The 12,330-nt window shown below is 72.8% G+C and carries 13 protein-coding genes; 7 read left to right on the top strand and 6 right to left on the bottom strand.

Annotated features, from left to right (window positions below; all coding sequences use genetic code 11):
- Nucleotides 1-22: 22 nt before the first annotated feature.
- From ACBR40_RS14100 to ACBR40_RS14110, 3 genes are all read right to left on the bottom strand, one after another.
- The gene (locus ACBR40_RS14100; RefSeq protein ID WP_344213517.1) at nucleotides 23-430 is read right to left on the bottom strand and encodes a hypothetical protein; all 408 of its coding nucleotides are present in this window, start codon (nucleotides 428-430) and stop codon (nucleotides 23-25) included.
- Between the two features lie 113 nt (nucleotides 431-543).
- On the bottom strand, nucleotides 544-1,296 hold the full coding sequence (locus tag ACBR40_RS14105) for a GntR family transcriptional regulator (protein ID WP_329588567.1): 753 nt from the start codon (nucleotides 1,294-1,296) through the stop codon (nucleotides 544-546).
- A gap of 152 nt (nucleotides 1,297-1,448) precedes the next feature.
- The gene (locus ACBR40_RS14110; RefSeq protein WP_371248934.1) at nucleotides 1,449-1,991 is read right to left on the bottom strand and encodes a VanZ family protein; all 543 of its coding nucleotides are present in this window, start codon (nucleotides 1,989-1,991) and stop codon (nucleotides 1,449-1,451) included.
- A gap of 164 nt (nucleotides 1,992-2,155) precedes the next feature.
- Here ACBR40_RS14110 and ACBR40_RS14115 point away from each other — a divergent pair, with 164 nt between their 5' ends.
- The 5 genes from ACBR40_RS14115 to ACBR40_RS14135 are packed head-to-tail and all read left to right on the top strand — an operon-like array spanning nucleotide 2,156 to nucleotide 6,276.
- The gene (locus tag ACBR40_RS14115; protein WP_371248935.1) at nucleotides 2,156-3,565 is read left to right on the top strand and encodes an aldehyde dehydrogenase family protein; all 1,410 of its coding nucleotides are present in this window, start codon (nucleotides 2,156-2,158) and stop codon (nucleotides 3,563-3,565) included.
- Nucleotides 3,558-4,355 (top strand): 2-keto-4-pentenoate hydratase, encoded by a 798-nt coding sequence (locus ACBR40_RS14120; RefSeq protein ID WP_371248936.1) that lies wholly within the window; start codon nucleotides 3,558-3,560, stop codon nucleotides 4,353-4,355. The genes ACBR40_RS14115 and ACBR40_RS14120 overlap by 8 nt, the downstream gene beginning before the upstream one ends.
- Nucleotides 4,356-4,368: 13 nt before the next feature.
- Nucleotides 4,369-4,791, top strand: coding sequence for a RidA family protein (locus ACBR40_RS14125; RefSeq protein WP_020540786.1), 423 nt, complete (start codon nucleotides 4,369-4,371; stop codon nucleotides 4,789-4,791).
- Nucleotides 4,788-5,303 carry a 3-hydroxyanthranilate 3,4-dioxygenase gene (locus ACBR40_RS14130; protein ID WP_344213508.1) on the top strand — a complete coding sequence of 172 codons (516 nt, stop codon included), beginning with the start codon at nucleotides 4,788-4,790 and terminating at the stop codon, nucleotides 5,301-5,303. The genes ACBR40_RS14125 and ACBR40_RS14130 overlap by 4 nt, the downstream gene beginning before the upstream one ends.
- Nucleotide 5,304: 1 nt before the next feature.
- A complete protein-coding gene (locus tag ACBR40_RS14135; RefSeq protein ID WP_344213506.1) occupies nucleotides 5,305-6,276 on the top strand; it encodes an amidohydrolase family protein in 972 nt (323 codons plus the stop codon).
- 4 nt (nucleotides 6,277-6,280) lie between these two features.
- On the opposite strand, the gene ACBR40_RS14140 is transcribed toward ACBR40_RS14135, so the two are convergent.
- Together ACBR40_RS14140 and ACBR40_RS14145 are read right to left on the bottom strand one after the other, a co-directional pair.
- Nucleotides 6,281-6,466, bottom strand: coding sequence for a hypothetical protein (locus tag ACBR40_RS14140; protein ID WP_344213504.1), 186 nt, complete (start codon nucleotides 6,464-6,466; stop codon nucleotides 6,281-6,283).
- Between the two features lie 23 nt (nucleotides 6,467-6,489).
- A complete protein-coding gene (locus tag ACBR40_RS14145; protein WP_371248937.1) occupies nucleotides 6,490-8,163 on the bottom strand; it encodes a PucR family transcriptional regulator in 1,674 nt (557 codons plus the stop codon).
- A 124-nt stretch (nucleotides 8,164-8,287) separates the two neighbouring features.
- Here ACBR40_RS14145 and ACBR40_RS14150 point away from each other — a divergent pair, with 124 nt between their 5' ends.
- Both ACBR40_RS14150 and ACBR40_RS14155 read left to right on the top strand, forming a co-directional pair.
- The gene (locus tag ACBR40_RS14150) at nucleotides 8,288-9,553 is read left to right on the top strand and encodes an MFS transporter (RefSeq protein ID WP_371248938.1); all 1,266 of its coding nucleotides are present in this window, start codon (nucleotides 8,288-8,290) and stop codon (nucleotides 9,551-9,553) included.
- 49 nt (nucleotides 9,554-9,602) lie between these two features.
- The gene (locus ACBR40_RS14155) at nucleotides 9,603-11,225 is read left to right on the top strand and encodes an amidohydrolase (protein ID WP_344213498.1); all 1,623 of its coding nucleotides are present in this window, start codon (nucleotides 9,603-9,605) and stop codon (nucleotides 11,223-11,225) included.
- Here the strand turns inward: ACBR40_RS14155 and ACBR40_RS14160 are convergent.
- Entirely contained in the window at nucleotides 11,222-12,268 is a 1,047-nt protein-coding gene (locus ACBR40_RS14160; protein WP_371248939.1) for a DUF2293 domain-containing protein, read from the bottom strand. The two genes, ACBR40_RS14155 and ACBR40_RS14160, sit on opposite strands and share 4 nt — an antisense overlap.
- Nucleotides 12,269-12,330 lie beyond the last annotated feature (62 nt).

Below are 12,330 nucleotides of genomic sequence, written 5' to 3' on the forward strand. Positions count from 1 at the left end.
CCGGCCTCCTGAGCCGGCGGCGTCAGGAGCGGAAGCCTCCGCCCCCGATCGGGTCGGAGGCTTCCGCGCTCGTGGCCCCGCCGTTCTGGTGGCCCGGTGCCGGGGCCGCCGAGACGCTGGACCCGGCACCGGGCTGCTCGTGTGCGCCCGCGGCGGGTCGTTCCCGCTGCGGACGCCTGGGTGGACGTCGGGGTGGTGCGGGGCCGGCTCCCCAGTCCTGCGGCTCGCCGGCCCGTCGTTCCTGGTCCCGGAGGTGGTCCCGCAGGCCCTCCGGGTCGTCCGCGTCGATGGTCATCGCGCATCCGGCGTCGCGCTGTTCGGCGCTCAGCGGATGGTGTCTCGTGGCCCACCAGCGGCCCGCGTCGCTCCGCCAGATGGTCCACTGGGGATACTCCCGGGCGATCTCGGCGAGATGCCGGTCAAAGGACATCGCTGCCCGCCTTCCGGGGGCCCCAGGTGAGGTTTCCATCTCCTTAGACGATGAATGACTTCTCTAGAGAATTCAAGGGCAGGTCAACCTAACGCTTGACAGATCGGGTTGAACTAGGCGTCGAAGTCGTACTGGAGTACGTATGCCGCCGAGTCCAGCACCATCTCGTTGACCTCCACGGGAAGCCCGCCCGACGTGTACGCCGTGCGCGCGATGACGATGACGGGGGTGCCGCCCGGCAGGTCGAGCAGCGCGCTCTCGCGCGGTCGCGGCATGCGGGCGCGTACCTCCTCGGTGAAGTGGGCGGGGGCCGCGCCGAGGTCGCCCAGCCGGGCGTAGACGCCGCCGGGGCCGGTGTCGGTGAGGGTGATCGCGCTGTCCTGGACCAGGTGCGCGGGGAAGTAGGAGGCCGCGAGCTGCACGGGCCTGGCGTCGACCGAGTAGCGGCGGCGGCGTACCCACACCTCGGCGCTGTCGAGGATGCCCGCCACGTGCTCGGCCGCGCGCTCCAGAGCCACCTCCAGGTGATCGACGGTGAACGGCCGGCCACGGGTGTCCGCGTCCCAGATGGCCCGGCCCTGGCCCCACTGCTCGCGTGACAGCCGGCGTGAGCCGTGCCGCCGGATGGGTTTGAACAGCCGCACGTAAACCCCCGAACCTCGTCTGGGCACCGCCAGCCCTTCGTTGATCAGTACGGCGAGCGCCTGTCTGGCGGTGGCTCGCGCGATCGCGTAGTCGGCCATGAGTGCGTTCTCGCCCGGCAGTCGGTCCCCGTCACGCAGCTCGCCGGCCAGGATCCGGGCGCGCAGACCGTCGGCGATGCGGCGATAGATAGGGGGCTCGTGGGGTACCGGGGATTCAGACAACTTTGATCACCCTCTGTCACCAACCAGGTTGTGGCGTCTCCAGAGAACTTGCCCCGTCTTGTCCACGATCGCACAGATACAGAGGTTGGTCGCGAGCTGTTTTTGAGCTGATCGTGCCCGTGTGGTGAACTACGCCGTGTTTGAGCGGACCGTTACCGGGCAACTGTCCCGGCCGGTATTCGCCCGGCCCACCAGCGGCGAGTAACCGACGCGGAGATCACCGCGCCCGCCGTGTTGAGCAGGACGTCGTCGACGGACGAGAAACGTCCGAGTTGCAGCACGAGTTGCAGCACCTCGACGAGGACCGAAAAGGCCGCCGCGACCGCCGCAACCCGGGCCGTCGAAGCCATCGCCGCGGTGCGTACCGGCAGCAGCGCGCCCAGCGCGGCGAACACCAGCAGATTGCCCCCGACCTGCACGAACACCGTCTGCCACGGGGCCGAGGCGAGATCGGCCAGGTCCGCGAACGGGATCAGCCCGACGCCGCCGGGACCGCTCGCGGGGGTCAGGATCATCCAGATCCACGGAGCCGTGCCGACCACGATGCCCACCTCGGCGATCGCGGTGCGCAGCGGCGCGGGGCGGCCGGCGTGGGCGCGGCGGCGGAAGAGCAGCACGACCGCGAGCGGGGTCAGGAACAGCGCAAACGTACCAGCAATAATGACGGATCCCCACAATTCCCACGTCTGCGCCATCCGATCATGATGGACAGCGATCAAGGGGTACCGGAAGATGTCCATTCGGACAGGTCTTCTCCGCGTCCTCTCCTGCCTGGTCGGGGGAGACGATGGCGATCGAGGGGCCCGTCGTCCCCCGGATGTCATCCCCCGGATGTCGTCCCCGGAAGGAGGAGACCGCAGTGCTGACCCACTTCATCGGCGGCGAGCCGGTGGCCGCGGGCACGGCCTTCCCGGTTCACGATCCGATGACCGGCGCGGTGATCAGACAGGTCGGCGAGGCCGACCCGGAGGTGGTGGACCGGGCGGTGCGCGCCGCGCGGGAGGCCGCCCGCGACTGGGCCGCGCTGCCGGTGGCCGAGCGGGCGGGGTGGCTGCGGCGCCTCGCCGAGGGCATCGAGGAGCGCTTCGACGACCTCGTGGCCGCCGAGATCGCCGACACCGGCAAGCCGCTCGACCAGACCCGCACCATCGACATCCCGCGCGGCATCGCGAACTTCCGCGCCTTCGCCGAGATCGCCGCCCACCGCCCCGACGAGGCCTTCCACCTGTCGGGCGTGCTCTCCTACACCGTGCGCCGGCCGCTCGGCGTGGTCGCGGTGATCGTCCCGTGGAACCTGCCGTTCCTGCTCATGACGTGGAAGCTGGCCCCCGCCCTGGTGGCCGGCAACACCGTGGTGGTCAAGCCGTCGGAGCACACGCCGGGCTCGGCCGCCGTGTTCGCCGAGATCTGCGCCGCCGCCGGGCTGCCGCCGGGCGTGGTCAACATCATCTACGGCCACGGCTCCGCCGGGCAGCTCCTGGTCGAGCACCCCTGGGTGGACGCCGTGACGTTCACCGGCTCGACCAGGACCGGATCGGCGATCATGAAGGCGGTGGCCGACCGGGTCAAGCCGGTCTCGTTCGAGCTGGGCGGCAAGAACGCCGCCCTGGTCTTCGAGGACTGCGACCTGGACCGCGCGGTCGAGGGCTGCGTCAGGTCCGTCTTCACCAACGGCGGCCAGGTCTGCCTGTGCACCGAGCGCCTCTACGTCCAGCGCCCGATCTTCGAGGAGTTCTGCACCCGGCTGGCCGCCCGCGCCCAGGAGGTCGTGCCGCAGCCGATGATCTCGGCCGAGCACCGCGAGAAGGTCCTGTCCTACTACGCCTTGGCCCGCTCGGAGGGAGCCAAGGTGCTCGCGGGAGGCGGCACGCCGTCCTTCGGGGACAAGCGCGACGCGGGCTATTTCGTGGATCCCACCGTGGTGACAGGCTTGTCCGAGTGGTCCCGCTTCAACAGGGAGGAGATCTTCGGCCCGGTGTGTCACGTGGCCCACTTCGACACCGAGTCCGAGGCGATCGACCTGGCCAACAACAGCGAGTACGGCCTGGCCGCGGCGATCTGGACCGGCGGCCTCGACCGCGCCCACAGGGTGGCGCAGCGTCTGGAGGCCGGGCTGGTCTGGGTCAACACCTGGTATCTGCGCGACCTGCGCACGCCCTTCGGCGGGCTGCGCCTGTCGGGCATCGGCAGGGAGGGCGGCACCCAGTCGCTGGACTTCTACTCCGAACCCACCACGATCACCATCAAGATGGAGCAACCCGATGCATGACGAATGGTCGCAGGCGGTGGACGCGCGTGCGCAGGCCGCCGACCGGCTGGCCGAGGCGGCGCGCACCGGCAAACCGTGCGCGCCGGTCCGTGACCTGATCGGCACGCTCGCCGACGCCTACGCCGTCCAGGACCTCGCCACCGAGACGGCGCTGGCCGAGGGGCGGCGGCCGGTCGGCCGCAAGGTCGGCGTCACCAACCCCGACGTCCAACGGCAGCTCGGCATCGACCATCCGACCTGCGCCCCGCTCTTCGCCGACGCGGCCTACCTCGACGGGCTGCCCATCCCGTACGAGCGGCTGCTGCAGCCGCGCGCCGAGGCCGAGATCGCGCTGGTGCTCGGCGCGGACCTCGCGGGCGGCCCGTTCACGGCCGCCGAGGTGCTGAGGGCGGTGGACTTCGCGCTGGTCGCCATCGAGATCGCCGACTCCCGCGTGGCCGGCTGGGACATCGGCCTGTTCGACACCGTGGCCGACAACGCCTCCTCCGGCGTGTACGTGCTCGGCAACACCCCGGTCCCGCTGCACGGGCTCGACCTGCGCGCCGCCGCCATGACGATGACCAGGGCCGGCGAGCAGGTCTCCGCGGGGACGGGCGCCGCCTGCCTCGGCCATCCGGTCAACGCCGCCGTCTGGCTGGCCAACCGGCTCGGCCGCACCGAGCGGCCGCTGCGGGCCGGCGAGGTCGTGCTGACCGGCACGCTCGGCCCGGTCGTGCCGGTACGCCCCGGCGACGAGCTGGAGGCCCACGTCGACGGGCTCGGATCGGTCCGGGCGGTGTTCACGCAGTGAGGACGACCCCGTGATGGCCAAGGGCATCCGCGTGCCCGGCAAGGCCACGCCGCGCGGCCGGTTCCCGCACGTCAAGCGGGCCGGCGACTTCCTGTACGTCTCTGGCACGAGCTGCCGCCGCCACGACGACACGTTCGTGGGCGTGGAGGTGGACAAGTACGGGGCGACGAACCTGGACATCCGCGCCCAGACCAGGGCGGTCATCGAGAACATCGGCGACATACTCAAGGCCGCCGGCGGCTCGCTCGCCGACCTCGTCCAGATCACCACCTATCTGGTGAACATGAACGACTTCAAGGGATACAACGAGGTCTACGCCGAGTTCTTCGACGAGGAGGGCCCGACGCGGACCACGGTGGCGGTGCACCAGCTTCCGCACCCGCACCTGCTCATCGAGATGCAAGCCGTCGCCTACCACCCCCAGGAGCGATCGTGATTCCCCCCATTGACTTCACCAAGTGGATCGACGAGCACGCCCACCTGCTCAAGCCACCGGTGGGCAACAAGCTGGTCTTCGAGGAGGCCGAGGACTTCATCGTGATGGTGGTGGGCGGGCCCAACGCGCGCACCGACTTCCACGTGGATCCGTACGAGGAGCTGTTCTACCAGGTGCGCGGCAACATGCACGTCAACGTGGTCACCGAGAACGGCCCCGAGACCGTGCACGTCCGCGAGGGCCAGATGTGGCTGCTGCCCGGCGGGATGCCGCACTCGCCGCAGCGGCCGGAGGAGGGCTCGGTCGGGCTGGTGATCGAGCGGATCAGGCCGGAGGGCACGCTGGAGCGCTTCCAGTGGTACTGCGCGGAGTGCGGCGGCCTGGTGCACGACGTCGAGCTGCAGGTACGCGACATCGTCAAGGACCTGCCCCCGGTCTTCGAGGCGTTCTACGCCGACGAGAAGGCCCGCACCTGCGGCCGCTGCGGCGCCCTCCACCCTGGCAAGGGCTGAAGTGATCGTTGACGTCCACACGCACCACGTGCCCAAGGGCTGGCCCGACCTGGGCCGGCCCGGGGCGCCCCGGCTGCGCGTCGACTCCGAGCGCGAGGCGACCATCCTCGTGGGGGAGCGCGAGTTCCGCCGGATCCAGGACGACTGCTGGGACCCTGAGGTCCGGCTGGCCAGGATGGACGCCGACGGCGTGGACCGGCAGGTGGTCTCGCCCACCCCGGTCTTCTTCGGCTACGACCTGCCGGCCGAGGAGGGCGTGCGGATCGCGAAGATCTTCAACGACCTGGCGCTGGAGATCTGCGCGCACGAGCGGTTGATCCCGTTCTGCCAGGTGCCGTTGCAGGATCCCGAGCTGGCCTGCGCCGAGCTCGACCGCTGCCTGGCGAACGGCCACCGCGGCGTCGAGATCGGCAACCACGTCGGCGACCGCGATCTCGACGACCCCGGCGTGGTCGCGTTCCTGCGGCACTGCGCCGAGCGCGGCGCGCCCGTCTTCGTGCACCCGTGGGACCTGCCGGCCGGGCCGCGCGTCGAGCGCTGGATGGCCCAGTGGCTCGTCGGGATGCCCGCCGAGACCCACCTGTCGATCCTCGCCATGATCCTCGGGGGCGTGTTCGACCAGGTGCCCGAGAGCCTGCGGATCTGCTTCGCGCACGGCGGCGGCTCCTTCGCCTTCTGGCTCGGCCGCTTCGAGAACGCCTGGCATCGCCGCCCCGGCGTGGTCGGCGTCTCGGAACATCCGCCGTCGCACTACCTCGGCAGGTTCGGCGTCGACTCCGCGGTCTTCGACGAGCGGGCGCTGCGCCTGCTCGTCGACACCTTCGGCGAGGACCACGTGCTGCTCGGCAGCGACTTCCCCTACCCGCTCGGCGAGTCGCCGGCGGGCGGGCTGATCCGGCGCGCCGGGTTCCTGTCCGGGACCGCGCGGGCCAAGCTGCTCGGCGGCAACGCCCAGGCGTTCCTGGGCGCCTGACCGGTCACACCGGGCGCTTGTAGCCCGTGTCGCCGTCGGCGAGCACCAGGCCCACCTGCGGGGTGCGGACGATGGTGGCGGCGGTGCCCGCGCAGCCGTCGTCCGCCCCTGCGGGCGCGGCGGGGACGGTGCTCAGCGCGAGCGCCGCCGCGCAGGCGGCGGCGCAGCGGGTCCAGGTGCGGATGGTCATGGGTACGCTCCCAACCGAGCGAATCAGGGGTGCCGACCTTCAGCATCGGCGTCACGGGCGGCTCTGTCCAGACCCAGCGCGGCGCGGGACGAGCCGGGCGGCACGAGGTCCGGCAGCGACAGGGCCAGCCACAGGCGCAGCCGGTGGCCGGGGTCGGTGAGCGGGCCGCCGGAGACCCGCTCGGCGGCGGCCAGCCGGCGTCGCAGCGTGTTGCGGTGCACGCCGAGGCGGCGCGCGGCGGTCTCCGCGTTGTCGCCCGCCTCCAGGTACGCGCGGAGCGTGCCCACGAGGTCGCCGCCGTGCCTCGCCTCGTGCTCGCGCAGCGGGCGCAGCACGGCGGTGGAGAAGCGGCGGGCCGCCTCGGGCACGAAGGCGTCCCGCAGCAGCGCCTGCGGCTCCAGGTCGTCCACGTGCGCGTAGCCGTCGCCGCCGCGCGCGACCAGCGCGGCCGCGTGCCGCACGGCGGCCGGCACCTCCTCCAGCCCACCCGCCCGGCAGCCACCCCCGGCCACCCCGAGCCGCGCACACAGCCGGCCACCGAGCCGCCCATCCGCCCGCCCGAAGAGCCGCCCATCCGTCCGCTCGCCGGGCCGCCCGCCCATCTGCTCGCCGAGCCGTCCGCCCGCCTGCTCGCCGAGCCGCCCGCCCGCCTGCTCCCCGGGCACGCCACTGCTCTCCGGCAGGACGAACACCGTGCCCTCCGGCCGTTCGCACACCAGGGTCGTCTCCTCGTCGCCGGCCTCGGCCACCTCCTCCAGCGCCTCGACCGCCGCCTCCAGGCTCACGCCCGGCCGGACCACCACCACCTCGTACGGCGCCGCCGCCACCGAGCACAGCTCGCCGAGCCGCGCCGCGGGCAGCCGCCCGTCGAGCACGGCGGCCAGCAGCGCCCCCCGCTGGGCGTGCATCCTGGACCGCCCCACCCGCAGCCCGAGCAGCTCGATGGCGAGCAGGCAGGCGGCGTGGCTGGTGAGCATCCGCACGTGCCAGTCGAGCGGTGACGCGGTGCGCACCGCGAGCCAGCCGGTGGCCGGGCCGGAGAACCCGAGGCTGTGCACCTGGACGGCCTCGATCCCGTCGTCCAGCACCCCGGCGCTGCGCCCGCCGCCGCTCGCCGCCGCGGCCTCGGCGGCGCGGGCGTGCCAGGGCCGCTCCCGCGCCGGCACCGCGTGCTTGTGCTCGCCGTGCGGCCCGAGCAGCAGGACCTCGCCTCCGGCGTGCTCGGCCAGGGCGCGCAGGATGCCGGCGGTGCCGTGCGCGAGCGCCGCCCGCGCCATGGCCTCCTGCGCCGCGACGACCCGGCGCTCGCCGCGTACGCGCTCGTCGGCGTGCCAGCGCGCGACCGCCTCGGTCACCGAGATGAACGAGGTCAGCACCTCCAGGACGGGCAGCCCGCAGGCGTCGGCGGCGTCGAGCAGGTCGCGCGGCACCTCGTCCACATGCTCGTGCAGGGCGAAGGCGAGCGCCGCGCAGCCGGCCGCGGCGAGCCGTTCGACGTAGGCCCTGCGGCCCTCGGGCTCGGCGGGCAGCCCCAGCCCGATGGTCATGACGAACTCGCCGCCGGACAGCCACGGCACGGGGTCGGCCAGCTCCGACACGTGCGCCCAGCGCACGGCCCGCCAGGTGCCGGTGCGCCCGGCCAGCAGCCGCATGCGCATCCCGGGAAGCGCCATCGTACGGGCGACCGTCAGCGACATGAGCGCCTCTCCGTGTGGTGCATACCGCACTCTAACGCACCCCCCGGAGTGCGTTTTGGCTCGACCCCATCCGGCTGACCTGCGCTTATCGTCATCGCAGCCCCCAGACACCCCGGAGGATCCCTTGAACCGTGCCACCCGGGCGGCCGGAGCCGCTTTCATCGGGACCACCATTGAGTGGTACGACTTCTACGTCTACGCGACGGCCGCCGCACTGATCTTCGACGATCTGTTCTTCCCCAACGCGAGCAGTCCGGCCGTCGCGCTCATGGCGTCCTTCGCGACCTACGCGGTCGGCTTCTTCGCCCGGCCGCTCGGCGGCATCGTGTTCGGCCACTTCGGTGACCGGGTGGGGCGCAAGTCGGCGTTGGTGGTCACGCTGCTCATGATGGGTGCGGCGACGTTCGCGGTCGGCGTGCTGCCGACGTACGCCTCGATCGGCGCGCTCGCCCCCGCGCTGCTGGTGCTGCTGCGCTTCATCCAGGGCCTCGCGGTCGGCGGCGAGTGGGGCGGTGCGGTGCTGATGGCGGTCGAGCACGCCCCCGAGGGCCGCAAGACCTTCTACGGCGGGTTCGCCCAGCTCGGCAACCCCGCCGGAGCGCTGCTCGCGACCGGCGCCTTCAGCCTGATCACGCTGTTCGGCGGCGACGCGCTGATGTCGTGGGGCTGGCGGGTGCCGTTCATCGTCTCGGCCGTGCTGGTGCTGGTCGGCCTCCTGATCAGGCTCCGCGTGGAGGAGTCGCCGGTCTTCGCGCGGACCGAGAAGAGCGCGATGCCGATCAAGGCCGTCTTCCGCACGTCCTGGCGCTCGGTGCTGCTCGGCATCGGCACGCTGCCGGTCGCGATCGGCGGCTACTACATCCTCACGACGTTCCTGCTGGCGTACGCCACAGGGTCTTCGGTCGGCGAGTCCGAGCAGCTCATTCTCAACGGCCTGAGCTTCGCCGCGTTCGTCGAGCTGGTGGCCACGCTCGGCATCGCCTACCTGGGCGACAAGTTCGGCTCGCGCAAGGTCGCCATCTGGTTCCTGGTCGCCACCGCCGTGCTCGCCGTGCCGCAGTTCGCGGTGCTCGGCTCGCACAGCACGTTCCTGATCTTCGGGATGCTCGGCCTCATGCGGCTGGCCACCTCGGGCACCTATGGGCCCATGGCGGCCATCCTGTCCGAGATGTTCCCGCCGCAGGTGCGCTACACGGGCATCTCGCTCGCCTACCAGGGCGCCGGCGCGATCTTCGGCGGCCTGTCGCCGCTGGTCGCCACGGCGCTGGTGGCCGGGGCCGGCGGCGCCGCGTGGCCGGCCGTGGCGCTGCTCGTCGGCATGTGCGCGCTCAGCGTCGTCTGCCTCGCCGTGGCGCCCCGCCACCGCGACCCCGTGCCCACGACCGTCTGACCGCGCCCGCCCGCCCGTACAAGCAAGTCCTCACCGACAAGGAGACCTAGTGTCCACCACCGTCATCACCGGCGCGAAGGTCCTCACCATGGACCCCGCGAACCCCTCCGCCGAGGCCGTCGCCGTCCGCGACGGGCGGATCCTGGCCGTGGGCCGCGAGGCCGACGTGCTGGCCGCCGCCGGGCCGGGCGCCGAGGTCGTGCGGGCGGGCGGGCGCAGCGTGCTGCCGGGCTTCATCGACCCGCACAACCACCTGCTGTCCACGGCCGAGACCCTGGTGGCGGTGGACGCGCGCTACCCGGCGGTGGGGAGCGCGGCCGACCTGGTCGCGGCCGTCGCCGCCGAGGCGGCCCGCACGCCCGCCGGGCAGTGGATCCGCGCGTACGGCATGGACGACGCCAAGTACCCCGGCGGCCGGCCCACCCGCGCGCAGCTCGACGAGGCCACCACCGAGCACCCGGTGATCGTCTACCACGTGTCGGGGCACCAGGCCGTGGTCAACTCGGCGGCGCTCGCCTGGCGCGGCATCGGCGACGACGTGGCCGACCCGGCGGGCGGGTCGTTCCTGCGCGACGAGGGCGGCCGGCTCACCGGCATGGTGCTGGACTCCGCCATGGAGCTGCTGCTGCCGGTGGCCGTCGACATCGGCTGCCACGGCCCGAACTTCCACGTGGACCTGCCGGGCGAGCAGCTTCTCGGCTGGCTGGAGGGGGCGCGGGAGACGTACCTGCGGGCCGGGGTGACGACGGTCTGCGACCCCCAGGTCTCGCGGCGCGAGCTCAAGGTCTACCGGGCCGCGCACGCGGCGGGCACGCTGCCGGTGCGTACGGTCGTCATGCCCCTCTCCCACCTCCTGGACGAGCTGACGGAGGTGGGACTCGCCGGGCCGTTCGGCGACGACCGGCTGCGCTTCGGCGCCATGAAGTTCTACTGCGATGGCACGCTGCTCGGCGGCACCGCCATGTTCGACGAGCCGTACGGCGACAACTTCACCGGCTCGCTCTACCACCACCCCGACGAGCTCACGGACCTGGTGCGCCGGGCCGCCGTCGCAGGCTGGCAGGTCGGCATCCACACCCAGGGCGACCGCGCGATGGGCTACTCCCTGGAGGCGATCAAGGCGGCGGTGGCGGTCTCGGGCGACGACGCCCGCCCGCGCATCGAGCACTGCGGCCACCCGACGCCCGCCCAGGTGCGGGAGTTCGCCTCGCTCGGCGTGATCCCGGTCAACCAGCCGAACTTCCTGTACGACAGCGGCACCGACTTCGTGCGCCGCCTCGGCGAGCGGCGGGCGCACCGGCTCCAGCCGATGCGCGAGGAGATCGACGCCGGGCTGCGGCCGGTGCTGTCCAGCGACTCGTTCGTCTCCTCGCTGCGGCCCATGGAGACGGTCTCGAACGCGGTGCGCCGGCGCACCCGCGAGGACGGGCCGATCGGCGCGGAGCAGGCCATCACGCTGGAGGAGGCGCTGCGCGCCCACACCATCGACGCGGCGTACGCGCTGCGCATGGAGGACCGGATCGGCTCGCTCACGCCCGGCAAGCTGGCCGACGTGGTGGTGCTGGACGCGGACGTGACCGCGCTCGCCGCCGACCAGCTGTCCGGCGTGGACGCGTGGCTGACCATGCTGGACGGCCGCGTCGTCCACCGCAGCCCGGCCGCCTCCCGTTAGGGCGTGCGGCCGCGGAACTCGGCGAGCTTGCCCTCGATGCGGTCCTTGATCCGTTCGCGGGCGGTCATCCGCGGCACCCCGGACATCAGCAGCTCGTCGTAGTCGGTGTCCAGGTGGCGGATGGACGCGATCACGGCCAGGGTGATCGCGTTCTCGTCGAGCGCCCTGGCCGCCGCCGTCCGGCCGACCCGGCCGCTGCCGCGCTGGCCGGCGTGCTCGGCGATGTCCCGCGCCCGTTGCTCGGGGCAGCCGGGGAACAGCCGGGCGATCTCGGCCGCCATCCTGGCCTGGAACTCCACGTCCTGCTCGGCCCGGCGGACCCGGTCGCGTTCGCGGCGGCGCTCGCGGGCCTCCTCGTCGGCCAGGCACCGCTCCTCGGCCGCCTCCAGCGCGGCCTGCTCGACCAGCAGGCCGACGCGCTGGTAGACCTTGCGCCGCCGGTTGTAGCGCACGACCAGGGCGGCGAGACGGCTCTCCTGCTTGGCCCGGCGGCTCAGCGCCGCGTTCCCCGACGGCAGGAACACCAGGTGGTCGAGGTCGGCGCAGGTCAGGCAGTGGGGACGGTCGTCCTCCATGATCAGGTAGGGGCCGGTGTCGCCGCAGGCCGCGCACGTCCAGGACTCCAGCGGCGCCACCGCCACCAGGTCGGGCGCCTTGCTCTGCCGCTCGGTGAGCCGGCGCACCCGCGCCTCGCTCAGCTCGGGCGAGATCCAGTGGACGCGGAACGGCTCCTGCGGATGTCCGGCGGTGAACCGCAGCTCGCGGCGGTCGCGGGTGCCCGCGACGTAAGGGGTGTCGACCGGCTTGAGCCCCTTGGCCAGCGCCCAGTCCTTCAGCAGCGCGGCCGTCGCCACCAGGCGGTCCTCGTCCACGGCCGCCAGGCCGGCCAGCGTGGGCGCCCGGCCCTGCCGCCATTGGTCCACGTGCCGCGAGTGCAGCCAGCGGAGCCCGGTGACCACGTCGATGAACGTCACGTACTTGCGGGTGGTCAGCGCGATCTCGGCCGCGTCCGCGACCCTCCGCGCCAGGCTGGGCTTGCTCACGGATCCCAGTCTCCCGCGCCTTTGTCGGGAGATGGACGAAGCCCGGGCTTTGCTTGTGCGCT

The sequence above is a fragment of the Nonomuraea sp. AD125B genome (genome assembly GCF_041402765.1).
In the GTDB taxonomy this organism is placed as follows: Bacteria; Actinomycetota; Actinomycetes; order Streptosporangiales; family Streptosporangiaceae; genus Nonomuraea; species Nonomuraea bangladeshensis.